A 21,516-nucleotide genomic window follows, 5' to 3' on the forward strand; every position below is an offset into this window, starting at 1 on the left:
CGCACCCGGACGCCCTGACGCACCCGGGGAAGTGCCCCTACTGCGCCGGCGCCCCGGCGACGGTGACCCTGACCTGTCCCGCCGGAACCTCGGAGGCCTGCCAGCCGTTGCGGTCCTGCCGCGTCCAGCTGCGGCCGTCCGCCTGGACTTCCGTGATGGAGAGGGCCTTGGCGTTGGCAACCGCCCACTGCGCCACAGCCCACTCCCGGTCGCCCTCGGCCTCCAGGACAAGGGTGCCGCCCTCCGTGGATGCCGGGACCGCGCCAAAGTCCGAGGTGAGGCGTTCCTGCACCGCGGCCGGATCCCCGGCTGCGTCGGGGTCGCGCAGCGAGCAGTCGAGACCCGCGGCGGTCTGCCCGGTCAGCGACGAAGCGAAGGCGCGGGCCATCACCTGGTGCTGGGCGTAGGCGTCCGGGTAGGCGGAGCGCTGGACCCGCTGTGCGGCGTCGGTGATTTCCAGCGTCTGGTAGCCCGGGACCTTCACCAGGGCATCGTAGAACGCGTTGCTCGCGTGGTACGGGTCCATCACCTGCTCCGTGGTGCCCCAGCCCTGCGAGGGCCGCTGCTGGAAGAGCCCCCGGGAGTCAGGGCCGGCCTGGTCCCCGTGGCCGATGTTCCGGATCTTGGATTCCTGCATGGCCGTGGCCAGCGCAATACTGGCGGCCCGGGCCGGGAGCCCCCGGCGGACGGCGACGGCCGCTATGAGGCTGGCATTGGCCGCCTGGTCGGTGGCAAGCTGGGCGCTGCCGCCGCCCGTGGCCGTGCAGCGCTCGGTGATGAGGACCTCTGAGCGCTGCACGAATGCCACGGCCGTGTACACCCCGCCCGCCACCATGACAAGGGTCAGCAGCAGCACAACCCAACGGCGCAAGCTGCGTCTGCGTGCCACGAAACTACTCCCTCAGGCCCGTCCGGGGCCGGTCCATGCTGCTGACGGTTGGCTTTCCGCACCCAACCTTAGTTGGCGTGCAGGGCCTCATTGAGTTCGACGGTCTGGCCCTTGCGCGGGAGGACCTCCACCTCACCGGTGGAGGAGTTGCGGCGGAAGAGCAGGTTGGGGACGCCGGAGAGCTCCACGGCCTTAACGATCCGGCTGGTGTCCTCGCCGTCGGCGCCTTTGGCCCCGACCACGCTGACGCGGGTTCCGGCCGTGACATAGAGGCCGGCCTCGACGACGGAGTCGTCGCCGATGCTGATGCCCACGCCGGAGTTGGCGCCCAGCAGCACACGCTCGCCCAGGGCGATCTTTTCCTTGCCGCCGCCGGACAGGGTCCCCATGATCGAGGCGCCACCGCCGACGTCGGACCCGTCACCGGCGACCACACCGGCGGAGATGCGGCCTTCCACCATTGACGCGCCCAGGGTGCCGGCGTTGAAGTTGACGAAGCCCTCGTGCATGACCGTGGTGCCCTCGGCCAGGTGCGCGCCGAGGCGGACCCGGTCGGCGTCGGCGATGCGCACGCCGGCGGGGATGACGTAGTCGACCATGCGGGGGAACTTGTCCACGCCGTAGACGGTGACGGCACCGCGTCGGCGCAGCCGGGCGCGGGTCAGTTCGAAGCCTTCGACGGCGGCGGGCCCGAAGTTGGTCCACACCACGTTGGGGAGCTTGCCGAAGATGCCGTCCAGGTTGATGCTGTTCGGCTTCACCAGGCGGTGCGAGAGCAGGTGCAGGCGCAGGTACGCGTCGGCGGTGTCGGCGGGGGCCTCGTCGAGGTGGATCTGGGCGAACACGACCTTCTGCTCGGTGCCGCGGTCGGCGTCGGCGCCGGTCGCGGCGATCTCGAGCAGAGACGGGTCCGCGTTCGCGACGTCGCGGAGGCTCTCCGTGGCGGTGCCGAGGGCCGGTGCCGGGAACCAGACGTCCAGCACAGTGGCGTCACCGTTGCCGGTGGCGATCGTGGCGACGCCGTAACCATAGGCGGAGCGGGCGTCTGCGGGCACAGCGGGAGAAGCGTTTTCAGTCATGCCCTCAAGTCTATAGACGGCGCATGCCCTCCCCTAAACCCGTGACAGCCCATCCGGCACGCACCCCCTGGCAACGCCGCCTCAAAGCGCCCCGTCTGCGGGCCAGATGGGCGGGGTACCGGGGCAGCCGAGCGGATAAAGTGGGACGGTGACTGCCCCGGACCTGAACCCACACCCGAATTCCCGCCCCCACGCCGCCGCCCGACTGGACCTGCGCCAGGACGTGGCGCTGCTGACCGCCAGCCTCATCGACATCTACAGCGTCTCCGGTGCGGAGACGGAACTGGCCGACGCCGTGGAGCATGCCCTGCGCTCCGTCCCGCAGCTGGAGCTGGTCCGCGACGGCGACTCGATCATTGCCCGCACCAATTTCGGCCGCGCCGAACGGGTCATCCTGGCCGGGCACCTGGACACGGTGCCCCTGCCGACCACGGAGGGATCCCTGGGGACCGTCCCGTCCTACTGGCCCTCGGGATCGCCCGGCGAGGGCATCCTCTACGGCCGCGGTGCCACGGACATGAAGGGCGGGGTCGCCGTCCAGCTGGCGCTGGCCGCCGGTTTGTTCGACGGCGGCGCGGAGCCGGACAAGGACGTCACCTTTGTCTTCTACGACCATGAGGAAGTCGAAGCAGTCAAGAGCGGGCTCGGCCGGCTGGTACGGAACCACGGCCACCTGCTGGGCGGGGACTTCGCGATCCTGCTCGAGCCCACGGACGGGACCGTGGAGGGCGGGTGCAACGGCACCATCCGCTTCGAAGCGACCACGGCCGGGGAAGCCGCGCATTCCGCCCGGGCCTGGATGGGCAGCAACGCGATCCACGCCGCCGCGCCGATCCTCGCCCGGCTCGCGGCCTACGAGCCCCGGACGATCACCGTGGACGGACTGGACTACAGGGAAAGCCTCAACGCCGTGAAGGTCAACGGCGGGACCGCCGGCAACGTCATTCCGGACCGGTGCGTCGTGGAAATCAACTACCGGTTCGCCCCGGACAAAACCCCGGACGAGGCGGAGCAGCATGTCCGGGACCTGCTGCAGGGATTCGACGTCGTCCGCACCGACAGCGCCGCCGGCGCCCGGCCGGGGCTCAACCACCCCGCCGCGGCGTCTTTTGTCGCCGCTGTGGGGGCCGCGCCCAAGCCCAAATACGGCTGGACCGACGTCGCGCGATTCAGTGAGCTGGGCATCCCGGCGGTGAACTTCGGACCCGGCGACGCGCTGCTGGCGCATAAGGACAACGAACACGTCGAGGCCGACGCGATCCGCGAATGCCTGCGGGCGCTGCGGAGCTGGCTCACGGAGTAGCGCCGCAGGCAGCACCACAGGTATACAGCCGCCAACACAAAAGGTCCGGAGCCCCTCGCGGGACTCCGGACCTTTGTGCGTGCGGCGCGGCCCGGGTGCGGGACGGGCTGCGGGGCAGGGGACCTACTTGGCCGGGATCCCTGCGACCGGAACGTGCACAACGCCGCCGGCGGCCTTCTTGGAACCGCGTTTCTCGATCCAGATCGCGAGCCGGGAGACGGAGAAGTTGATGGCGATGTAGATCGCCGCCGCCACGAAGAACACCGGGAACAGGTAGTCCGGGCCGAGGAAGTCGGCCATGATCTGCACTTTGCGCAGCAGTTCCTCGTAGGACACGATGTAGCCGAGCGAGGTGTCCTTCAGCAGCACCACAAGCTGCGCCACGAGGGACGGCAGCATGCGCCGGATCGCCTGGGGCAGTTCGATGTTGCGCCGGGAGGCGAAGCTGGTGAGGCCGATCGCGAGGCCGGCTTCACGCTGGCCCTTCGGCAGGGACTGGATGCCGGCGCGGATGATCTCTGCGAAGATCGCCGAGTTGTACAGCACCAGGCCGGCGACGACGGCGGTGAAGGAACTGGTCGCGAACACCAGCAGCACGAAGAACATCATCAGGACCACGGGCATGCCGCGCAGGAATTCCAGCACGATCCGGGTGGGGATGCGGATCCAGGCGACGTCGGAGATGCGCATGAGGCACAGCAGGAGCCCCAGCGGGAACGCGATGACCGCGGCGACCGCGGCGGCGGTGAGGGTGGCGAGGATGCCGTTGCCGATCAGCACCCAGACCTCGGGAATCTGGAAGACGGCCCAGCGAGCGGGATCGAAAATTCCCTGCTGGGAGAGGATCGAGATGGCCCACCAGAGCAGGCCGGCAATGGCGACGACGCCGACGATGGAGCCGATCAGGGAGACACGGCGGGCCTTGGGGCCGGGGACGTCGTAAAGGACCGAACTCATCGGGCGATCGCCACCTTTCGTTCAACCAGGTTGGCGAGGTAGCCAAGCGGGACGGTTATCAGCAGGTAGAAGAAGGCGACGCCCACGAGGACCCACAGCACGGCGTCGCCGTTGGCGTTGGCGAGCTGACGGCCGTAGCCGAAGAGCTCCAGGACGTAGAAGGCGCCGGCCACCGAGGAGTTCTTCACCAGTGCGATGAGGATGTTGATCATGGGCGGGATCACCGTTCGCAGGGCCTGCGGCAGGATGATCAGGGTGAGGACCTGGCTGAACTTCATGCCGATGCTGCGGGCGGCTTCGGCCTGGCCGACCGGGACGCTGTTGACGCCGGAGCGCACCGCTTCGGCGATAAAGGCCGCGGTGTAGGCGCTCAGGGCGATGATGGCGGCGACCTCGAACTGCTGGAACGTCACCCCAAGCCGGGGAAGGACCACGGCGGCGAAGAAGAACGCGATGGTCAGCGGGGTGTTCCGGACGATCTCCACGTACGTCATGCTGAAGCCGCGCAGGGCGGCGATGGGCGAGACACGGGCTGCTGCGAGCAGGGTGCCGAAAATCAGTGCGAAGATCCCCGAGACCACGGACAGGAAGAGGGTTCTGAGAAAACCGTCCACATATGCGGGAAGGTTTTCAATGATGACGTCCATAGGTTCCTTAGGCTGCCTTGAGGGAAGTGGAGCGGGAAACGGGAATGGCGGTTACCGGAGCCGCGTCGGGCGCGTGCACCGGCAACCGCCACACCAGGCTAGTAGCGGTCGATCGTGGGAAGGGCAGGTGCGGTCTTGATGACCGTTCCGGCGGTGGCTTCCCAGGCCTTCTTGTAGGAACCGTCCTTCTCGAAGGCTTCCAGCTGGTCGTTGATCCACATGCGGAAGGCGGTGTCGTCCTTCTTCAGGCCGATGCCGTAGGGCTCCTTGGTGAAGGTCTCGTCCGAGGCCAGCTTGAAGGCCTCAGGTTCCTTGGCCACGAAACCGGCCAGGATGACGTTGTCGGTGGTGATCGCTTCAACCTGCTTGTTGCGCAGCGGCTCAAGGCAGGCGGAGTAGGTGGCAGCCGGGACGAGGACTGCTCCGTACTTTTCGACGATCGTGGCGGCCGGAGTGGAACCGGTGACCGAGCAGACGTTCTTGCCCGCGACGTCTTCGGGCTTGGTGATGGACGTGTTGTCCTTGTTGACCATCAGTGCCTGGCCGGCCTCGTAGTACGGGCCGGCGAAGTCGACTTCGGTTTTGCGCTTGTCGTTGATCGTGTAGGTGGCGACGATGAGGTCGACCTTGTCCTGCTTGATGAACTGCTCGCGGTTGGCGGAGACCGTCTCGACCCACTCGATCTTGTCCGCGGCGATGCCGAGCTTGCCGGCGATGAGCTTGCCCATTTCGACGTCGAACCCGATCGGCTTGCCGTCGAGGCCCTTCTGGCCGAACAGCGGCTGGTCGAACTTGGTGCCGATTTTGATCTTGTCGGCGGATGAAAGCTTGGCCATGGTGCTGTCGGCAGCGAAGCTCGGCTTCTCGGCCACGGGCGGGTTGGAAGAGGAGGTGCTGCCGCCGCCGCACGCGCTCAGGCTGAGGGCCAGAGCTGCGGACGCGGCAACCAGAAGTGATTTCCTTCGGGTCAAAAATGCCATCATGACATTCCTTTCATTGAACGGCCGCCTTGCGGCGGCCAGGGTGCGAACTCTTAAGGGATCAGTGGGTGAGCAGTTTGGAGAGGAAGTCTTTGGCGCGGCTGCTCTTGGGGTTGGTGAAGAACTCTTCGGGGGTGGCGTCCTCGACGATCTGGCCGCCGTCCATGAACACCACGCGGTCCGCGGCCTTGCGGGCGAAGCCCATCTCGTGGGTGACCACGATCATGGTCATCCCCTCCTTGGCCAGCTGGATCATGACGTCGAGGACTTCGTTGATCATTTCCGGGTCCAGCGCGGAGGTGGGCTCATCGAAGAGCATGACCTTCGGCTTCATGGCCAGGGCGCGGGCGATCGCGACGCGCTGCTGCTGGCCGCCGGAGAGCTGGGCCGGAAGTTTCGGCGCCTGGTGTCCGACGCCGACGCGCTCCAGCAGGGCCAATGCGTCCTTGTCGGCCTCGGCCTTCTTCAGGCCCTTGACCTTGATCGGGCCCAGCGTGACGTTCTCAAGAATTGTCTTGTGGGCGAAGAGGTTGAAGGACTGGAAGACCATCCCGACGTCGGCGCGCAGCCTGGCGAGTTCCTTGCCTTCTTCGGGCAGCACCTTGCCGTCGATCTTGATCACGCCGTCGTCGATCGTCTCGAGGCGGTTGATGGCACGGCACAGCGTTGACTTGCCGGAACCCGACGGTCCGATGACGACAACAACCTCGCCCTTGCGGACATTGAGGTTGATGTCCTTCAGGACGTGCAACTGGCCGTAGTGCTTATTGACGGCATTCAGGGAGACGAGGGCATCGCCGGGCACTTGAGTAGTCATAAGAAGAATCTAGCGAACATCTGCGGATTATGACCGCAATCACTGCTACTTCCGACAGATCGTGATTCAAGAGATACCTGCAGGTCAGCCTGCCGGCGGCGTCCTCGGGTATTCTTCGGGGTCCGTGCCGTGCCGTGCCGTGCCGGACCGGACCGGCACGGGCATCCGCGCACGTCCGTGCCGTGCCGGACCGGCGCGGACGGGCATCCGCGCTAACCTGTGGGCATGAGTACCGATCCGCAGCACCAGCGAGAGCCGGCCACAGCCGGAAAGACAGCCGGAAAGTCAGCCGGAAAGTCAGCCGGCAAGCCAGCCGCGAAGACAGCCGGGGGCGCCGCCGGAATGACCGCCGGCGAAACCCGCGACATTCCGGCCCCGGCCGGGATCCGGCACAAGGGCCCGCTGGAGCTGCGGCGCAAAGCCGCCAAGGTCACGATGTCCGACCGGACGCTGCTGGACACGAAGGGACCTGGCCAGTTCGTCCACACTGACCCGTGGCGCGTTCTGAGGATCCAGAGCGAGTTCGTGGAAGGGTTCGGCGCGCTGGCCGACCTGGGCCCGGCGGTCAGCGTCTTCGGCTCGGCGCGGACCGTGCCCGGCAGCCTGAACTATGAACTCGCCGTCGAGGTGGGGCGCCAGCTGGCTGAAGCCGGGCTGGCAGTGATCACCGGCGGAGGCCCCGGCTCCATGGAGGCCGCCAACAAGGGCGCCGTGCAGGGCAACGGGGTGTCCGTGGGACTCGGCATCGAGCTGCCCTTCGAGCAGGGGATGAACCAGTGGGTGGACCTGGGCATCAACTTCCGCTATTTCTTCGCGCGCAAGACCATGTTCGTGAAGTACGCCCAGGGGTTCATCGTGCTGCCGGGCGGCCTCGGCACGCTGGACGAACTCTTCGAAGCGATGGTGCTGGTCCAGACCAGGAAGGTCACCTCCTTCCCGATTGTCCTGATCGGAACAGCGTTCTGGAGCCCCATGGTGGAGTGGATCCAGACCACCCTGGTGGCTGAGGGAATGATGTCCGAGGAGGACCTGGACCTGCTGCAGGTGGTGGATGATCCGGCGCTCGCCGTGGAACTCGTGGTGGAAGGTGCCGCCCGGCACCGGAACCCCAACGGGAACGGCGCCGGGGACGGCGGCGGCACGCGGGTCTGACCAGCCATCCCTCGGACCTGCCGGCGTCTGGCACGATGGGGGAGTGAGCTTCTTCCTGGTCTTCCTCGCGATTGCGCTTGTCGGCGCCGCGTTCCTCCTCGGCACCGGCCGGGCGTCCAGTTTCCGCGCCCGCCGCCGAACGGGTGCCAGTGAGCTGCGTGCCCTGGATGACGGCTTCGACCAGCCGGTCGCCAACCTCCCGCCGGTGCTGCTGCCTGCCGAGGCGGAGCCGGCCGACGTCGACCGTCTCCGGTTCGCCGTGGGCCTGCGGGGCTACCGGATGGACCAGGTGGACCAGGTGCTGGATGACCTGCGGGACCAGCTCGCCACCAAGGACCGGAAAATCGCCGACCTCGGGGCGCAACTGGGACGAAACGGGGCGCAACTGGGACGAAAGCGGCACGAACCGGAGCGGGCCCCGTGAGCACCGACCCCCCAAAGGCGCAGCTCCCGGCGGGGGTGCAGCGGCACAGCCGCGAGGATGCGGCGGACGGAACCGGCAGTTCCGGGCGGCGTGACACCACTACCGCCGCGGCCCGGAGCGGCGTCGCAGCAGCGGCGGCCCGGGCGGCGCACTGGCCCTGGTGGGTCCAGGTGGGCGGACTCTATGTCGCCGCCCGGTTCGTCAGTGCCAGCATCTTCATGGCCGCCGCCCTGCACCAGGGCGTGAACCCCTGGTTTCCGGCCAAGCCGGACTATTGGTCCTTCGTCAATATCTGGGATGCCCGCTGGTACGGCGAGGTCCTGCAGAACGGCTACCCGGAAGTCCTCCCGACCGACGATGCCGGCAACGTCCGGGAGAACGCCTGGGCCTTCTATGCGCTCTTTCCCGTACTGGGCCGGGTGGTCGCGGGGCTGACCGGACTGCACCCGGCGCTCAGCCTGACGCTCATCGCCATGGTCTGCGGCCTGGGCGCGGCACTGGTCATCTATAGACTGTTCCGGCTCAAGGCATCGCACCAGACCGCGCTCTGGGGAACGGTGTTCGTGTCCACCTTTCCCGTGTCCCCGGTGCTCCAGGTCCCCTACGCAGAGTCGCTGAACCTGCTCCTGCTGGCCTCGGCCCTGCTGCTGGTGGTGACACGCCGCTACCTGTGGGCGTCGCCCGTGGTCGTGCTGATGTGTCTGTCCCGGCCGACGGGCGTGCCGTTCGCGGCGATGGTGGGGCTGCTGTTCCTCTACCGGGGGTGGCAGCACACCTCGGCGTCCCGCCGCCTCGCGCGCGGGAAAGACCCGCACACGGCGGGCGGCGGGCAGCCCGGCACAGTGCAGCACACCCGCCCCCAGCTTTGGTCCCTCGCCGGACTGACGGCAATCAGCGGATTGGCCGCCCTGATGTGGCCGGGGATCGCCTGGGCTGTCACCGGGGATATCCAGGCCTACACCAAGACCGAAACCGTCTGGCGCGGCCACGACCTCGTGCCGTTCAAACCTTGGTTCGACACCGGCATCCTGCTCTTCGGGCCGGTGCTGGGTGTGCTGGCGCCTTTCGTTTTCGTGGCACTGTTCAGCCGGCTCCTGATCAGCCGCCCGGTGCGGGCACTGGGCACAGAACTGCAGCTGTGGTGCGCCTGCTACATGGGATACCTGCTGCTTTTCCTGCACCCTCAGACGAGCACTTTCCGGATGCTGTTTCCGCTGTTCCCGCTGGCCCTCAGCGCGGCCCTCATCTCCCGGTCCCGCGCCTACCGCGGCACGGTGGTGGTCATGTTCGTGCTGCTGCAGATTGTCTGGATCGTGTGGCTGTGGGCCTGGGCTCCGCTGCCCGGCGGAGGGGACTATCCGCCGTGACGCGCGGCACCTTTTTTCACTGGCGGACCGGCGCGACGCGGCGCGTCGGAAAGTCCATTGATTAGCTACAGCCGCGTTGTTACGCGATAATAGTTGGTAAGCAAGGACAAGAAGCAAACTGAGTATATGGCCCTGATCTCACCCATCACGGCCGCCGGGCAGCTTGATTGACTAAGCGGACGCAGCCCGGCCGGGCTGGTATGTCACTGGACTAATGGAGGGGATATTCCTTATGGCGGCAATGAAACCACGCACCGGCGACGGCCCGATGGAAGTTACCAAAGAAGGACGAAGCTTGATCATGCGCGTTCCGCTCGAAGGCGGCGGACGGCTCGTCGTCGAACTCAACTCCGCCGAGGCTGCCAACTTGAAGGAATGCCTCGTCGGCGTTACCGAATAGCTTCACCGGACGCTCGACAGCGGGCGGTGTCCGCAGCCCGATGGCTGCGGACACCGCCCGCTTTTTTGCTGACCTACGGCGGAGTTGCCCGCTGCCCCCGACCGCGAGGTCCGGCGGCGACTCTCGCACGGCTACTTCTTGACAGCTGCTTCTTGACGGCTGCTTCTTGACAGCTACTTTTTGACGGCGACCAGCAGGCCGTCGCCGGTGGGCAGCATGGCCGATGCGAGGCGGTCGTCGTCGCGGATGGCCCTGCCCACCTGGCGCAGGACCACGGTGGTGGCCTCCCGCGCGGCCGGGTTGGCGACGCGGTCCTTGTCCAGCGCATCGTTGACGATCAGCAGGCCGCCGGACTTGAGCAGGCGGATGGCTTGCTCCACGTAGCCGGGGTAGCTCGGCTTGTCGGCGTCGATGAAGACCAGGTCGTAGGCGGCGTCCGTCAGCCGGGGGAGGACGTCGCGGGCGCGGCCGGAAATGGTCCGCGTGCGGTTGGCCGGGCTGCCGTCCTCCTGGAACGCTTCCCGTGCGGCTTTGAGGTGTTCGACGTCGACGTCGATCGTGGTCAGCACGGCCTGCGGACCCAGGCCACGCAGGATGCAGACGCCGGAGACGCCCGCGCCGGTGCCGATTTCGACAGCGGTCTGGGCCTTTGACGCGGCGGCCAGGACGGTCAGTACCGCGCCGACCCCCGGACCCACCGGGGTGACGCCCAGTTCAAAGGACCGTTCGCGCGCGTGCAACAGGACCTCATCCTCGGCAGGCAGATCTTCTGCGTAGGACCAGCTCGTGGACTTATCGGCGCTCATGGATTTCGCTTTCTGGGCGGCAGGGGGGGATTGTTCCCTCCATCGTACTGTGTCAGGTGCCGCGCCGCGGTCAGGTGCTGCACCTCCGGGAGGCGCCCCCGCCGCGGCGGTCAGATGCGGCCCGCAGGCGTCAGGCAATTCCCAGCTTGTATTGAAATGATGGATATCCGCTCATCCGCGAGGTGATCGGCGCCGAATCAAGGTTGCAGGAGCTTGCAGCCGCAAGCACCGTCCACGGCGTAAGCACCATCCACGAGGGGAGCGGACAATGTCGGTAGTGGCAGATGTCCCTGTAACTGAAGAGTCCCAGCCCGCGGCGGAGGCCGAGTGGGTCCGGCCCACCTGGGAGGAAGTGGTGACCAACCACTCCGCGAAGGTCTACCGCCTCGCGTACCGGCTCACCGGCAACAAGTACGACGCCGAGGACCTCACCCAGGAGGTGTTCGTCCGCGTCTTCCGTTCGCTGGAGAATTTCAAGCCGGGAACGCTCGACGGGTGGCTGCACCGCATCACCACGAATCTCTTTCTTGACCAGGCGCGGCGCAAAAGCCGGATCCGTTTCGACGCACTGGCCGACGACGCCGAATCCCGTTTGCCCGGACGCGAGCCCGGTCCGGAGCTGAGCTTCGAGTTCAACAACCTTGACGTCGACGTGCAGGCCGCCCTGGAGGAGCTTCCCCCGGATTTCCGCGCCGCCGTCGTCCTCTGCGACCTTGAAGGCCTGTCCTACGACGAGGTCGCCGTGGCGCTTGGCATCAAGCTCGGCACGGTCCGGTCCAGGATCCACCGCGGCCGCACCATGCTGCGGGAGAAGCTTGCGCACCGCGATCCGCGGCCGCCGCAGCCCGCCAAGGCCTCGCTGAAGCCGCGGCTGACGCTGCCGCGCATCGCCGGTCTCCTCTGAACCAGGCTATGCGTCTGCTGAAACGACTGTTCGGTAGCCCCCACGAAAGGCGGCCCCGGCACCTGGACTCGTGCGGGGAATGCCGGCTCCGCCAGCGCCGCGAACGCCAGTACCTGGAGCGGCTGCATGGCGCGGAAGTGCCCGCGGCCAGCGATGACCTGACCGCACGGTTGCTGGCGCGCACCGCGGAACTGGCCCGCAATGAACCGCCGGCCGCCCCGCCAGCGGCGGCCCGCGACTTCCGGCCTTCCCTTCGGGCAGCGGCGCTCTTCGCCGGGACTGTGGCAGCCGCCACCGCACTGCTCGGCGGATCCGCCTACCTGATGGGCGGGGACCGCGCCCCGACGGCTTCCGGAGCGCCCGCCCCCGTCTTTCTGCAGCGTGGCCTTGCCGCCGGCGGGTCTTCTGCCGCCATCGAGGCCGGGGCCGGGGCGCCGACAGGGTGGAGCCTCACCGGCGAACCCGATTTCACACCAGCCGGAGCACTCACAGGGGCGCAACTGACCGCCCTGCGTTCCGAAGGCTGGACCTGTCCTGAGCTGCGCGACCTCGGCTACCACCTCGTCTGGGCCAGGGCCGGGGTTCTCGCCGGCGGCAACATCCTGGAACTGCGCCTCACCGACGGCCGGAATTTCGTCACCGTCCTGGAACAGCACAGTGGCGAACCGCTCCGTGCCGCACGGCACAGCGGCGTGCCCGGGCAGTCCGGCAGTCCGGGCGGCGGGCCGCAAGCCGTCCCGCCCGCACCGGTCAACGTGCTCACGGGCCGTCCGGCGACGTCGGACGGCTTCACCGCCGCAGCGGTGCCGGCAGCAACTGATGCGGCCGGCGACGGGGCAGGGGCCGGCCCCGGGACGCTGTGGGTCAACCCAGCTGCACCCTTCGCCGCGATCTACCAGACGGGCGACGTCACCTTCACGTACGTCTCGGACCAGCCGGCGGAGCAGGCCGACGACGGCGTGGCCGCCCTCGTGCGGGCCCAAGCCGCGGCAACGGGGCCGGCCGGAAACGGCGGACCCGGGCAGGACCAGAGCGCCGACGGCGCCGGGGCCAATGTCGCCGCGCGGCTGGAGCGCGGCCTGGGCAGGATTCTGGAGCTGCTGGACCCATGACGGGCGGCTCTGCGAGTGGCACGCGCCGTGTGCCGCGGCCGAATCGTCCCGGCACCGCTTAAGAGGGTAATCTTCCTACAGTGCTTGGAATCAATGGACCGGAGTTTTTACTTCTGCTGATCATCGGCCTTCTGGTGATTGGTCCCAGCAGGCTGCCCGAATACACCCAGAAACTTGCCAACATCGTCAAGGAAGTGCGCCGGATGGCGTCGGGCGCCCGGGAGCAGATCAAAGAAGAAGTCGGCATCGACATCGATGACGTCGACTGGAAGAAATATGACCCCCGGCAGTACGATCCGCGCCGGATCATCAAGGAAGCGCTGCTGGACGATGACACCAAGCCGGTCAGCGCCGGTGCCCCGGCGGTAGCCACCGTGGCCGCGGCCGCCGCGGCCGCTGCGGAACGCCCGCCGGCCCGGAGTCTGGAGCGGCTCCCGGACGGCGAACCGGCGCCCTTCGATTCCGAAGCGACCTAACGCGGCTGCAGGCCCAGCGGCTTTCCGCTCAGCCCGCGGGGGACCAGGGCGAGCCTCCCTGCGATGTCCAGCAGTGCTACCGCCGCCGGTGTTTCGGGACGGCCCAGCACCAGGGGAAGCCCGGCGTCGCCGCCCTCCCGCAGCAGGATGTCCAGCGGGATCTGTCCCAGCAACGGAACGTCCGAGCCCACTGTGGCGGACAGCCGCGCGGCGAGCACAGCGCCGCCGCCACTTCCGAACAGCTCCATCCGGCCGCCGTCGGGCATTTCCAGGTACGACATGTTTTCCACGACGCCGGCGACGCCCTGGCCGGTCTGGGTGGCGATGGCGCCCGCCCGCTCGGCCACATCCGCGGCAGCAGCCTGGGGGGTGGTCACGACGAGGATCCGGGATTGGGGCAGCAGCTGGGCCACCGAGATGGCGATGTCGCCGGTACCCGGCGGAAGGTCCAGGAACAGAACGTCGAGATCACCGAAGTAGACGTCGGTGAGGAACTGCTCCAGGGCCCGGTGCAGCATCGGCCCGCGCCACGCGACCGGCTGGTTGCCGGGGACGAACATGCCGATCGAGATGACTTTGACCCCGTACGCCACCGGCGGCAGGATCATGTCATCCACCCGGGTGGGGGCCTGGGTGATGCCCATCAGCGCCGGTACGGAGAAGCCGTAGACGTCCGCGTCCACGATCCCCACGCGCAGCCCCTGGGCGGCCAGCGCGCAGGCGAGGTTCACCGTCACGGAAGACTTGCCCACGCCGCCCTTGCCGCTCGCGACGGCGTAGACCTTGGTCAACGAGCCGGGGTCGTTGAACGGGATCCTCCGCTGGCCGCCGGCGCCGCGCAACTGCTCCTTGAGGGCGTCACGCTGCACCTGCGTCATGACTTTCAGCTCGACCTCGACGCCGGTGACCCCGGGCACGGCGGACAGCGCCGCCTCGCAGTCGGCGGTGATGGTTCCGCGCAGCGGGCAGCCGGCAATGGTCAGGAGCACCGTGACACGCACCCGGCCGGCGTCGGAAACCTCCACTTCGGCCACCATGCCGAGCTCGGTGATGGGACGGCGGAGCTCGGGATCGATGACGGTGGCGAGGGCGGCATGCACGGCCCCGTCCCGGGGTGAGGCGGCGGGGATGCCTTGGGCGGGGATGCCCTGGGTGCTGTCCTGGCTGGGGTTCATGCGGTGACGGCTCAGTTCTCGGGGGAAGCGGGGTGCACCGGTGCGCCGGCGTTGTCCGGCCCGGCACCTTGCAGCGTGTCCGGCCCGGCACCTTGCAGCGTGTCCGGCCCGGTGTCGGTTTTCCTGGTGGGTTTCTGGCCGGTCCTGCTGTCGGACTTGACCCGGGGCGTTTGCTGGGTCCGGGGGCTGCGCTGCTTGTCGCGGCGGTCCTTCAGCTTGTCCTTGCCCTTGTCCCGCGGCGTCTCGAGGACGCCGGTGGAAGGATCATGGGTGCGCGCTTCCTCCTGGGCCTCCAGCATGTCCTCGAGCAGGCTGCGCAGTTCGGCCCGGACGTAGTCGCGGGTGGCGACTTCCCGCAGGGCGATCCGCAGCGAGGCGAGTTCCCGGGTCAGGTATTCGGTGTCGGAGAGGTTGCGTTCGGCGCGCTGGCGGTCCTGCTGGAGGGAAACCCTGTCACGGTCGTCCTGCCGGTTCTGGGCAAGGAGCAGCAGCGGCGCGGCGTAGGAGGCCTGCAGCGAGAGCATCAGGGTCAGCAGGGTGTAGCCGAGGGCCCGGGAGTCGAACTGCCACTCCAACGGGGCGAAGGTGTTCCAGACCAGCCAGAGGACGACAAACACCGTCATGTAGACCAGGAACTGCGGCGTGCCCATAAAGCGGGCAAAGCCCTCCGTGGTCTGGCCGAAGGCGTCCGGGTTGGGTGAGAACTTCGGCAGGATCCGCTGGCGGCCGCTTAGGGGTGTGTCGAGGCCGCCTTTGTCCGATTTGCTGCCCGGGCGGGCCTGGGGGTTCCGTGGTGTGCTGTTATCAGCCAATGCGGCCTCCAAGCTTCCTTATCGGGACATCGTCCTCGTGGGCGCGCCAGTCATCGGGCAGCAGATGGTCCAGCACATCGTCAACAGTCACCGCCCCCACAAGCCGACCGTCGCTGTTGACGACGGGGAGCGAGTTGAGGTTGTAGGTCGCCAGCGTGCGGGCCACCTCGCTGATGTGGGCCAGGTCCGACACCGGTTCCAGGGTCTTGTCCACCAGGTTGCCCAGCGGTTCGGGCGGCGGGTAGCGCAGCAGCTGCTGGATGTGGACGACGCCGAGGAACCGGCCCGTGGGTGTCTCCAGCGGCGGCCGGGCAATGAAGATCGACGACGCCAGGGCGGGGGAGAGCTCTTCGCGGCGGACATGGGCCAGGGCTTCGGCGACGGTGGCTTCCGGGGGCAGGATGACCGGGACCGGGGTCATCAGGCCGCCTGCGGTGTCCTCGTCGTATTCGAGCAGCCGGCGGACGTCGTCGGCGCCTTCGGGTTCCATCAGCTGGAGCAGTTCCTCCGCCTGGGCGCTGGGCAGTTCAGCGAGGAGGTCGGCGGCGTCGTCCGGGTCCATTTCCTCCAGCACGTCCGCGGCACGGTTCACGTCGAGGGCGGAGAGGATCTCCACCTGGTCGTCTTCGGGCATCTCCTGCAGGACGTCGGCGAGGCGTTCGTCCTGCAGCTCGCTCGCGACCTCGAAGCGGCGCTTGTCACTCATCTCGTGCAGGGCTTCGGCGAAGTCCGCAGGATTGAGGTCCTCGTGGGTCGCGACGAACTGGGTGGCGGCCTGGGGCTCGGTGCGCGCGTCCGGCTGCGCATCGGCCCAGTCAATGATCAGGGTCTCGTTGCGGCGCAGCCGGCTCAGCGGGGAGAGGGAATGGCCTCGGCGGACAAAGAGTTTGCTGACGAACCAGTCGCCGGAGCGGTGCTTGTCCATCGCGATGTCCTCGATCGTGGCGTCCCCGCTGCCGTCGGCGAGCGTAACGCGGCGGTCGAACATCTCGGCCACCACGAGGGTTTCCGCGCCGCGCTGTTCGAAGCGCCGCAGGTTCACCAGCCCGGTGCAGATGATCTGGGTCTGGTCGATCGAGGTGATCCGGGTCATCGGCACGAAAACGCGCTTCTTCCCGGGGACCTCGACGACGATGCCCACCACGTGCGGGGCGCCCCGGGTTCCACGGGAGAGCACGACGACGTCGCGCAGCCTGCCCAGACGGTCGCCCAGTGGGTCAAAGACGTCAAGTCCGAGGAGGCGCGCAACAAACACCCGCGAAAGATTTGTGCTCACCTGTACAGGCTACCGAGTCCGCTCTCTTTTAGCTGAATTTGCAGCCGGTGCACAGCCGGATAGGTAAGAATAGGCGTATGTCAAACATTTTTGGTGCTCCCAGGGCTGGCGCCCCCAACGGCCCCGACGAGGCCCGCAGTGTCCCCAAGGGCGAGACTGTCGGTTCCTACAACTCCTACCTGGATGCCCAGAAGGCGGTGGACTACCTGGCGGACCAGCAGTTCCCGGTCCAGATGGTCTCGATTGTCGGCAATGACCTGAAGATGGTGGAGCGGGTCACCGGCCGGCTGACCTACCCCCGGGTTGCCCTGTCGGGTGCACTGAGCGGCATGTGGTTCGGCCTGTTCGTCGGCATCATGCTGTCCTTCTTCTCCACGACCGACGGCGCCTTCTCGATCATGACGTCGGTGCTGATGGGTGCCGCGTTCTTTATGCTGTTCGGGATCGTCACCTACGCCATGCAGAAGGGCAAACGCGATTTCACGTCCACGAACCAAGTGGTGGCGACGAACTACGACGTTGTGGTCTCCTTTGAGGCGGCAAACGAGGCGCGGCGCCTGCTCCACCAGCTTCCGATGACCCAGCATGACGCCTCGGCGTCAGCCGGATCCGCCGGATACTCCCAGCGCGACTACCAGCACCAGCCGTACCAGCCCGGTCCCGGGCAGGGCGCCCAGTCGCCGGGCCAGCAGGGCCACGCCCCGCAGCGCCCCGCGGCCTGGAACGACCCCTACGGCCAGCGCACCCCCGACGCCGAAGGCCAGGAGCCAGGCGGCCAGCAGCCCGTCCACCAGCCGGCCGAAGGCCAGCAGCCCGGCCACCAGCCGGCCGAAGGCCAGCAGGCAGAACCCCACCTCCGACCGGCAGGGTCTGCCGATACCGCGGCAGAGACGGAAGAGGTCGCCAATCCGGCCGGGTTCGCCTACCCGGACCTGCCGGATGGCCGCCCGCAGTACGGGGTCCGCGTCACCGATCCGCCCAAGCAGGGTCCCGACGAGGGCGGTTCGCAGCACTGACCGGCAACGCAGAAGGCCTCCGCCCGGAGTGATCCGGGCGGAGGCCTTCTGCGTGTCAGCGACAGCGTGTCAGCGCCGGCGAAGCCCGGCCGGCGCGGAATTACGCCGTCTGGCTGTCAGCTTCCTGGTAGATTCCCGCCATCCAGGATTCGACGTCGTCGGCCTTGCGGGGCAGGGCCGCGCTGAGGTTGACCGGGCCGTCGGCGGTCATGAGGATGTCGTCCTCGATGCGGACGCCGATGCCGCGGTACTCCTCCGGGATCGCGAGGTCCTCGTCCTTGAAATACAGCCCGGGTTCGATCGTGAAGACCATGCCGGGGGTGAGGACGCCGTCGAGGTACAGTTCGCGCTTGGCCTGGGCGCAGTCGTGCACGTCGAGGCCGAGGTGGTGGCTGGTGCCGTGCGGCATCCAGCGGCGGTGCTGCTGGCCCTCGGCGCTGATGGCTTCCTCCACGGAGACCGGGAGCAGGCCCCAGGCGGCCAGCCGTTCCGCCAGCACGGTGGTCGCGGCGGTGTGGATGTCGCGGAACCGGGTGCCGGGCTGGGCGGCGGCGAAACCGGCGTCGGCGGCGTCCAGCACAGCCTCGTAGACTTTGCGCTGGATCGCGGAGAAGGTGCCGTTGGCCGGCAGGGTGCGGGTGATGTCCGCTGTGTAGAGCGAGTCCGCCTCGACCCCGGCGTCGAGCAGCAGCAGTTCGCCGGCATTGACCTCGCCGGTGTTGCGGGTCCAGTGCAGCACCGTGGCGTTGTTGCCGGAGGCCGCGATGGTGTCGTAGCCGAGTTCGTTGCCTTCCTCCCGGGCCCGCGCGAAGAACGCCCCTTCGACGACACGCTCGCCGCGCGGGTGGGTGAGTGCCCGGGGCAGGACCTTGACGACCTCGGTGAAACCCTGCACCGTGGCGGCGACGGCGGTTTTCATCTGCTCGATTTCCCACTCATCCTTGAGCAGGCGCAGTTCGGAGAGGGCCTCGGAGAGCTTCTCGTCGAGGGCGTCGAGGATGCCCAGGTCCAGGTTCTCCGGGTCCTTGGCGGTGTTGTAGCGGGCGGTGTCCACGAGGGCGTCGATGTTCTCGTCCACCTTCCGCACCAGCCGGATGGAGATCCCGCCGATTTCGGGGGCGCCCACGTTCTTGGTGATGCCCAGTTCGAGTTCGCTGATGTCCGCGGTGTCCAGGCCAAGCCGGGCCTTGAACTCGGCCAGGGTGGGACGGGCGCCGATCCAGAATTCGCCGGAGCGGGAGTCGGCGTAGAACTGCTCGGTGTCGCGGCCGGCCAGCGGGCGGAAGTACAGCATCGCGTGGTGGTGGCCGCCGTCGTCGCCCTTGCCCGACTCCACCGGTTCAAGGATGAGCACGGCATCGGGCTCGTGGTCCAGGCCCAGGCCGGTGAGGTGCGCGAAGCCGGAGTGCGGCCGGAAGCGGTAGTCGCAGTCGTTGGAGCGGACTTTCAGCGGACCGGCGGGGATGACCAGGCGTTCGCCTTTGAACTGCTCTGAGATGGCGCGCCGGCGGGTGGCGGCGTGGCCGGCGACGGCGTCGCGTTCGGGGAGCTGCTCGCGGGACGGGGCCCAGTTGCTGGCCATAAAAGCCTTGAAGGCGTTGGAGCTGGGCCGCAGGGAGCGGTTGTTGACGCGCTCATCGAGGGGCTGGGAAGCGGAAACTTGGGTGCTGTCTGCATCTTTCACCGTCCCATAGTCTCACCAGCGGAGCGGCTTAGGCCAACAGGCCGGCGGCGTCCATCCGGGTGCCGCGGCGGCGATCTACTAGGCTGGTGAGGTGAGGATCGACCTGCATGCACACTCGAACGTATCCGACGGCACCCAAGCGCCCGGCGCGGTGATGGCCTCGGCGGCGGAGGCGGGGCTCGACGTCGTCGCCCTGACCGACCATGACTCCACCGACGGCTGGGCCGAGGCCGCCCTCGCCGCCCGCGGGCTCGGCGTGGCGATGGTTCCCGGGATGGAGATTTCCTGCCGGACGAGGGAGGGGATCAGCGTGCACCTCCTCAGCTACCTGCACGACCCGGCGCACCCCGGGCTGCTGGAGGAAATCACCAAGGCCAAGGATGCCCGCTTCACCCGGGCCGAGCGGATGGTCAGCCTCCTCGCGGAGGACTATCCGCTGAGCTGGGATGATGTAATCCACCACGTGGCGCCCGGTGCCACGCTGGGCCGGCCGCACATCGCCGACGCCCTCGTCGCCGCGGGCGTAGTGGCGGACCGCACCGAGGCGTTCGATTCCATCCTGACCTCACACTCACGCTACTTTGTGCAGCACTACGCGCCGGACCCGGCATTCGCCGTCGAACTGGTCCGTGCGGCCGGCGGCGTGCCGGTGTTCGCCCACCCGGTGGCGTCCGCCCGCGGGCGGATCGTGGGGGAGCGCATCTACCAGGAAATGATCGACGCCGGGCTGGCCGGGCTGGAAATCTACCACCGCGACAATCCCGAGGAGGGCAGGGTGTTCCTGCGCAAACTCGCGGACCGGCACGGGCTGCTGGTGACGGGGTCCTCCGACTACCACGGCACCGGGAAACCGAACCGGCTGGGCGAGAACCTGACCTCACCCGAAGTATTTACCCGGATCGAGGAACAGGGAACCGGAACGCCGGTGGTGCGCTGACACGGCGGATCCCCTGTCGGCTGCCCGGCCCGGCCCGTTGAGCTATCAGTCCTGGTCCCCACCGGGCCGGAATGGCCACCACAAGTGATAGCGCAACGGGGCTAACTTGGAAAAACGGTGAAGGCGGTGTGCGGGGCGAGCCGCTTGGCCATGACGTCGATGGCCGGCTGGTTCTGGTCCACGCAGACGAATCTGCGGTCCAGCTTCGCGGCGACGGCGCCAAGGGTGCCTGAGCCGGCGAAAAAGTCCAGGCACCAGTCGCCGGGGCGGCTGGAGGCTGCCACCACGCGGCGGATCAGCCCTTCGGGCTTCTGCGTGGGGTAGCCGGTTTTTTCCTTGCCGGTAGGGGAGACGATGGTGTGCCACCAGACGTCCGTGGGCAGCTTGCCGAGCTCGCGTTTGGCCGGTGTCACGAGTCCGGGCGCCATGTAGGGCTCCCGGTCCACTTCGGCGCTGTCGAAGTGGTATTTCGCCGGGTTCTTGACGTACACGAGGATGTTGTCGTGCTTCGTGGGCCAGCGGTACTTGGCGCGGGCGCCGTAGTCGTAGGCCCAGATGATCTCGTTCAGGAAGCACTCGCGGCCGAAGATCGCGTCGAGCATGACCTTGGCGTAGTGCACCTCACGGTAGTCCAGGTGCAGGTAGAGGGTGCCGTCGTCGGCGAGCAGCCGCCAGGCCTCGACGAGGCGCGGTTCCAGGAACGTCCAGTAGTCGCTGAACGCGTCGTCGTACTTGTGCAGCGCGCCCTTGATTGTGTCGTAGGAGCGGCCCTTGAACCCGACCCGGTCACCGTCGCCGCCGGTGTTGAGCACCATCCTGGTTTCCTGGCGCTTCTGGACCCGGCCGGTGTTGAAGGGAGGGTCCACGTAAATGAGTGTGAAGGCGCCGTCCGGCAGCGTCGGGAGGTACGCCGCGTTGTCCGCGTGTACCACCAGGTTGCTGCCGTCCGGCGCCCAGACGGTGTCAGTCATGAGGGGGTTTAGGCCTCGGTGCTGCGCGCCGGAGCCCCGGCCTGTGCTTCGCCCGCGACCACTTCGCCGTTGTGCCGGCGGGTGCGGGTGCGTCGGCGTGCGCGGGTGGCGCGGTCAACCTCGGTCGGTGCGCTAGCGGCGGACCTGGCGGGTGCCTCGGCGGCGGGGCCGGTGCTGGCTTCCGCCTCGGCCGGACGACGACGGCGGTCGCCGGAGCGTCCGCTGTCCTTGCCGGCGGTGGAGCCGCCGCTGCGGCGGGTGTCGCGGCTGCCGTCCCGGCTGCCGCCGGCGGTGCGGGCGCTGTCACGACCGCCGCTGGTGGCGCCGGCGTC

The 21,516-nt window shown here is 68.2% G+C and carries 22 protein-coding genes and 1 pseudogene; 10 read left to right on the forward strand and 13 right to left on the reverse strand.

Annotated features, from left to right (window positions below):
* Nucleotides 1–37 precede the first annotated feature (37 nt).
* Complete coding sequence (locus tag ACZYX4_RS01550) at nucleotides 38–889, reverse strand: hypothetical protein (RefSeq protein ID WP_463873160.1); 852 nt, start codon at nucleotides 887–889, stop codon at nucleotides 38–40.
* Between the two features lie 68 nt (nucleotides 890–957).
* Complete coding sequence (dapD, locus tag ACZYX4_RS01555; RefSeq protein WP_463873161.1) at nucleotides 958–1,968, reverse strand: 2,3,4,5-tetrahydropyridine-2,6-dicarboxylate N-succinyltransferase; 1,011 nt, start codon at nucleotides 1,966–1,968, stop codon at nucleotides 958–960.
* Nucleotides 1,969–2,116: 148 nt separating this feature from the next.
* On the opposite strand from dapD, the gene dapE reads away from it, so the two are divergent.
* Nucleotides 2,117–3,271, forward strand: a complete 1,155-nt coding sequence (gene dapE / locus ACZYX4_RS01560; protein ID WP_463873162.1) for a succinyl-diaminopimelate desuccinylase — start codon at nucleotides 2,117–2,119, stop codon at nucleotides 3,269–3,271.
* A gap of 123 nt (nucleotides 3,272–3,394) precedes the next feature.
* Here the strand turns inward: dapE and ACZYX4_RS01565 are convergent, their stop codons facing one another.
* From ACZYX4_RS01565 to ACZYX4_RS01580, 4 genes are all read right to left on the reverse strand, one after another.
* On the reverse strand, nucleotides 3,395–4,228 hold the full coding sequence (locus tag ACZYX4_RS01565) for an amino acid ABC transporter permease (RefSeq protein WP_463873163.1): 834 nt from the start codon (nucleotides 4,226–4,228) through the stop codon (nucleotides 3,395–3,397).
* Nucleotides 4,225–4,875: an amino acid ABC transporter permease gene (locus ACZYX4_RS01570; protein WP_463873164.1), complete on the reverse strand. Its 651-nt coding sequence runs from the start codon at nucleotides 4,873–4,875 to the stop codon at nucleotides 4,225–4,227. The genes ACZYX4_RS01565 and ACZYX4_RS01570 overlap by 4 nt, the downstream gene beginning before the upstream one ends.
* A gap of 98 nt (nucleotides 4,876–4,973) precedes the next feature.
* Nucleotides 4,974–5,858 carry a glutamate ABC transporter substrate-binding protein gene (locus ACZYX4_RS01575; protein WP_463873165.1) on the reverse strand — a complete coding sequence of 295 codons (885 nt, stop codon included), beginning with the start codon at nucleotides 5,856–5,858 and terminating at the stop codon, nucleotides 4,974–4,976.
* A gap of 58 nt (nucleotides 5,859–5,916) precedes the next feature.
* On the reverse strand, nucleotides 5,917–6,672 hold the full coding sequence (locus ACZYX4_RS01580) for an amino acid ABC transporter ATP-binding protein (protein WP_463873167.1): 756 nt from the start codon (nucleotides 6,670–6,672) through the stop codon (nucleotides 5,917–5,919).
* Nucleotides 6,673–7,014: 342 nt separating this feature from the next.
* Here ACZYX4_RS01580 and ACZYX4_RS01585 point away from each other — a divergent pair, with 342 nt between their 5' ends.
* From ACZYX4_RS01585 to ACZYX4_RS01600, 4 genes are all read left to right on the forward strand, one after another.
* The gene (locus tag ACZYX4_RS01585; protein WP_463873202.1) at nucleotides 7,015–7,824 is read left to right on the forward strand and encodes an LOG family protein; all 810 of its coding nucleotides are present in this window, start codon (nucleotides 7,015–7,017) and stop codon (nucleotides 7,822–7,824) included.
* A gap of 43 nt (nucleotides 7,825–7,867) precedes the next feature.
* Entirely contained in the window at nucleotides 7,868–8,248 is a 381-nt protein-coding gene (locus ACZYX4_RS01590; protein ID WP_463873169.1) for a DivIVA domain-containing protein, read from the forward strand.
* Between the two features lie 35 nt (nucleotides 8,249–8,283).
* Nucleotides 8,284–9,615: a hypothetical protein gene (locus ACZYX4_RS01595; protein ID WP_463873203.1), complete on the forward strand. Its 1,332-nt coding sequence runs from the start codon at nucleotides 8,284–8,286 to the stop codon at nucleotides 9,613–9,615.
* Between the two features lie 232 nt (nucleotides 9,616–9,847).
* Nucleotides 9,848–10,015: a DUF3117 domain-containing protein gene (locus tag ACZYX4_RS01600; RefSeq protein ID WP_160664543.1), complete on the forward strand. Its 168-nt coding sequence runs from the start codon at nucleotides 9,848–9,850 to the stop codon at nucleotides 10,013–10,015.
* Between the two features lie 173 nt (nucleotides 10,016–10,188).
* Here ACZYX4_RS01600 and ACZYX4_RS01605 read toward each other — a convergent pair whose 3' ends face one another.
* On the reverse strand, nucleotides 10,189–10,821 hold the full coding sequence (locus tag ACZYX4_RS01605) for an O-methyltransferase (RefSeq protein WP_463873170.1): 633 nt from the start codon (nucleotides 10,819–10,821) through the stop codon (nucleotides 10,189–10,191).
* Nucleotides 10,822–11,089: 268 nt separating this feature from the next.
* Here ACZYX4_RS01605 and sigE point away from each other — a divergent pair, with 268 nt between their 5' ends.
* The 3 genes from sigE (at nucleotide 11,090) to ACZYX4_RS01620 (ending at nucleotide 13,313) form a co-directional block, all read left to right on the forward strand.
* Complete coding sequence (sigE, locus tag ACZYX4_RS01610; protein WP_463873171.1) at nucleotides 11,090–11,725, forward strand: RNA polymerase sigma factor SigE; 636 nt, start codon at nucleotides 11,090–11,092, stop codon at nucleotides 11,723–11,725.
* Between the two features lie 8 nt (nucleotides 11,726–11,733).
* Complete coding sequence (locus ACZYX4_RS01615; RefSeq protein ID WP_463873173.1) at nucleotides 11,734–12,837, forward strand: hypothetical protein; 1,104 nt, start codon at nucleotides 11,734–11,736, stop codon at nucleotides 12,835–12,837.
* An 80-nt stretch (nucleotides 12,838–12,917) separates the two neighbouring features.
* Complete coding sequence (locus ACZYX4_RS01620) at nucleotides 12,918–13,313, forward strand: twin-arginine translocase TatA/TatE family subunit (RefSeq protein ID WP_463873175.1); 396 nt, start codon at nucleotides 12,918–12,920, stop codon at nucleotides 13,311–13,313.
* On the opposite strand, the gene ACZYX4_RS01625 is transcribed toward ACZYX4_RS01620, so the two are convergent.
* Genes ACZYX4_RS01625 through ACZYX4_RS01635 form a run of 3 tightly spaced genes read right to left on the reverse strand, consistent with a single transcriptional unit; the run spans nucleotide 13,310 to nucleotide 16,576 of the window.
* A complete protein-coding gene (locus tag ACZYX4_RS01625) occupies nucleotides 13,310–14,488 on the reverse strand; it encodes an Mrp/NBP35 family ATP-binding protein (RefSeq protein WP_463873177.1) in 1,179 nt (392 codons plus the stop codon). The genes ACZYX4_RS01620 and ACZYX4_RS01625 overlap by 4 nt on opposite strands.
* A gap of 11 nt (nucleotides 14,489–14,499) precedes the next feature.
* On the reverse strand, nucleotides 14,500–15,312 hold the full coding sequence (locus ACZYX4_RS01630) for a DUF1003 domain-containing protein (protein WP_463873179.1): 813 nt from the start codon (nucleotides 15,310–15,312) through the stop codon (nucleotides 14,500–14,502).
* Entirely contained in the window at nucleotides 15,293–16,576 is a 1,284-nt protein-coding gene (locus ACZYX4_RS01635; protein ID WP_463873180.1) for a magnesium transporter MgtE N-terminal domain-containing protein, read from the reverse strand. The genes ACZYX4_RS01630 and ACZYX4_RS01635 overlap by 20 nt, the downstream gene beginning before the upstream one ends.
* Before the next feature lie 77 nt (nucleotides 16,577–16,653).
* On the opposite strand from ACZYX4_RS01635, the gene ACZYX4_RS01640 reads away from it, so the two are divergent.
* Nucleotides 16,654–17,592: a YflT domain-containing protein gene (locus ACZYX4_RS01640; protein WP_463873182.1), complete on the forward strand. Its 939-nt coding sequence runs from the start codon at nucleotides 16,654–16,656 to the stop codon at nucleotides 17,590–17,592.
* Between the two features lie 100 nt (nucleotides 17,593–17,692).
* Here ACZYX4_RS01640 and ACZYX4_RS01645 read toward each other — a convergent pair whose 3' ends face one another.
* Nucleotides 17,693–19,276 carry an aminopeptidase P family protein gene (locus tag ACZYX4_RS01645; protein ID WP_463873184.1) on the reverse strand — a complete coding sequence of 528 codons (1,584 nt, stop codon included), beginning with the start codon at nucleotides 19,274–19,276 and terminating at the stop codon, nucleotides 17,693–17,695.
* Nucleotides 19,277–19,367: 91 nt separating this feature from the next.
* On the opposite strand from ACZYX4_RS01645, the gene ACZYX4_RS01650 reads away from it, so the two are divergent.
* On the forward strand, nucleotides 19,368–20,213 hold the full coding sequence (locus ACZYX4_RS01650; RefSeq protein ID WP_463873185.1) for a PHP domain-containing protein: 846 nt from the start codon (nucleotides 19,368–19,370) through the stop codon (nucleotides 20,211–20,213).
* Nucleotides 20,214–20,314: 101 nt separating this feature from the next.
* Here the strand turns inward: ACZYX4_RS01650 and ACZYX4_RS01655 are convergent, their stop codons facing one another.
* Together ACZYX4_RS01655 and ACZYX4_RS01660 are read right to left on the reverse strand one after the other, a co-directional pair.
* A complete protein-coding gene (locus ACZYX4_RS01655) occupies nucleotides 20,315–21,184 on the reverse strand; it encodes a DNA-methyltransferase (RefSeq protein ID WP_463873186.1) in 870 nt (289 codons plus the stop codon).
* 8 nt (nucleotides 21,185–21,192) lie between these two features.
* Nucleotides 21,193–21,516 (reverse strand): annotated as a pseudogene (locus ACZYX4_RS01660) (DEAD/DEAH box helicase); the annotation flags it as partial.

It is taken from the genome of Pseudarthrobacter leeuwenhoeki (assembly GCF_055412885.1).

What these genes read in the sequence shown, in the direction of transcription:
- dapD (WP_463873161.1), bottom strand. Translation starts at nt 1,968, where the DNA reads ATGACTGAAAACGCTTCTCCCGCTGTGCCCGCAGACGCCCGCTCCGCC.
- ACZYX4_RS01565 (WP_463873163.1), bottom strand. Translation starts at nt 4,228, where the DNA reads ATGAGTTCGGTCCTTTACGACGTCCCCGGCCCCAAGGCCCGCCGTGTC.
- ACZYX4_RS01570 (WP_463873164.1), bottom strand. Translation starts at nt 4,875, where the DNA reads ATGGACGTCATCATTGAAAACCTTCCCGCATATGTGGACGGTTTTCTC.
- ACZYX4_RS01575 (WP_463873165.1), bottom strand. Translation starts at nt 5,858, where the DNA reads ATGATGGCATTTTTGACCCGAAGGAAATCACTTCTGGTTGCCGCGTCC.
- ACZYX4_RS01580 (WP_463873167.1), bottom strand. Translation starts at nt 6,672, where the DNA reads ATGACTACTCAAGTGCCCGGCGATGCCCTCGTCTCCCTGAATGCCGTC.
- ACZYX4_RS01585 (WP_463873202.1), top strand. Translation starts at nt 7,015, where the DNA reads ATGACCGCCGGCGAAACCCGCGACATTCCGGCCCCGGCCGGGATCCGG.
- ACZYX4_RS01600 (WP_160664543.1), top strand. Translation starts at nt 9,848, where the DNA reads ATGGCGGCAATGAAACCACGCACCGGCGACGGCCCGATGGAAGTTACC.
- ACZYX4_RS01605 (WP_463873170.1), bottom strand. Translation starts at nt 10,821, where the DNA reads ATGAGCGCCGATAAGTCCACGAGCTGGTCCTACGCAGAAGATCTGCCT.
- sigE (WP_463873171.1), top strand. Translation starts at nt 11,090, where the DNA reads ATGTCGGTAGTGGCAGATGTCCCTGTAACTGAAGAGTCCCAGCCCGCG.
- ACZYX4_RS01615 (WP_463873173.1), top strand. Translation starts at nt 11,734, where the DNA reads ATGCGTCTGCTGAAACGACTGTTCGGTAGCCCCCACGAAAGGCGGCCC.
- ACZYX4_RS01625 (WP_463873177.1), bottom strand. Translation starts at nt 14,488, where the DNA reads ATGAACCCCAGCCAGGACAGCACCCAGGGCATCCCCGCCCAAGGCATC.
- ACZYX4_RS01640 (WP_463873182.1), top strand. Translation starts at nt 16,654, where the DNA reads ATGTCAAACATTTTTGGTGCTCCCAGGGCTGGCGCCCCCAACGGCCCC.
- ACZYX4_RS01655 (WP_463873186.1), bottom strand. Translation starts at nt 21,184, where the DNA reads ATGACTGACACCGTCTGGGCGCCGGACGGCAGCAACCTGGTGGTACAC.